This is a genomic window from Glutamicibacter sp. BW80 (assembly GCF_002332385.1).
In the GTDB taxonomy this organism is placed as follows: domain Bacteria; phylum Actinomycetota; class Actinomycetes; order Actinomycetales; family Micrococcaceae; genus Glutamicibacter.
The window spans coordinates 1-1177 of the sequence record NZ_NRGV01000066.1 but is presented as its reverse complement, the minus strand read 5'-3'; the positions used below and the strand labels follow the sequence as shown (position 1 = coordinate 1177).

Annotated in this window: 1 protein-coding gene; it reads left to right on the top strand. The window is 58.3% G+C overall.

Annotated elements, in window-relative coordinates:
* The coding region (locus CIK76_RS16680) for a DDE-type integrase/transposase/recombinase (protein WP_141393596.1) at positions 1-1177 on the top strand (1177 nt) is incomplete at both ends.

Below are 1177 nucleotides of genomic sequence, written 5' to 3'. Positions count from 1 at the left end.
AAGGCCAAGCCGCGGCGTTGGAACCGCGTTCACGCCGTCCAAGGCGCTCTCCGAATAGCACCAACGAGGCGCTCAAAGACCAAGCCATCGCGGTCCGCAAAGCACTGGAAGAGGCCGGGTGGGACCACGGGCCCATCAGCGTGCACGACAAAATGCTCAGCCTCGGCATGAAGGCCCCATCCATCGCGGCGCTGGCTAGGATCTTCAGGGAACGCGGGGTCATCACCCCGTCACCACGCAAACGGCCCAGATCTTCTTACCGGTCCTTCCGCTACCCCATGCCCAACGCCTGCTGGCAGTTGGACGCCACCGAATACTTGCTCGAAGGCGGACGTAAATGCGTGATCTTCCAGCTGCTCGATGACCATTCCCGACTGGCAGTTGCCTCGCTGGTCGCAAGAACAGAGAACAGCAAAGCAGCGGTGGAAGTCTTCCGCCGAGGCGTTGCTGCACGTGGAGTTCCGCAACGGCTCTTGAGCGATAACGGGGACGCTTTGAACCCTATCCGCCGCGGCATGGTCAGCGAATTAGTCGCTTACGCCAATAGTCTGGGGGTCGCGACGATCACGGGCAAACCGTATAAGCCAACAACCCAGGGAAAGAATGAGCGGTTGCATTCGACGCTGTTCAAGTGGTTGAAGAAGCAGCCCTACGTCAAAGATTTGCCGGCGTTGCAACGGCAGGTCGATGTCTTTGACCATGCCTACAACAATGAACGAGGCCATCAGTCCTTGGAAGACCGGATGACACCTCAGCAGGCATGGGAGGCGACCCCGGTGGCTGCTTCTCCAGAGCCTGGATACGCGCTGAAATACAGCACCAAGGCACCAGGCAAAGCGATTTCTGAACCGGTTGCTGACTTTGCCGGACCTGTCGCTGAGCAGGTCGGTGCTCCTGCCAAGCTCATGGCAACGTTACGGTCCGAAGATATGGGCAGCATCGGTGAGCAGTTGATGCGTGCGAACAAGAACCGGTGCATCCGAATCGCTGGGGTGGAGATTTATCTGGGCAAGCTTCTACGCAGCACACCCCTGAAGGCTCACTGGGATCAGCAGGAATTGATGCTGGTGACGATGCACGGCGAACTCATTGCCAGATACGATTTCCCGTTTCCGGAAGGAACGAAATATCGGAGCCTGAAGCATGCGACAGCCCTGTTCCAAAATCCTCGGGAAGA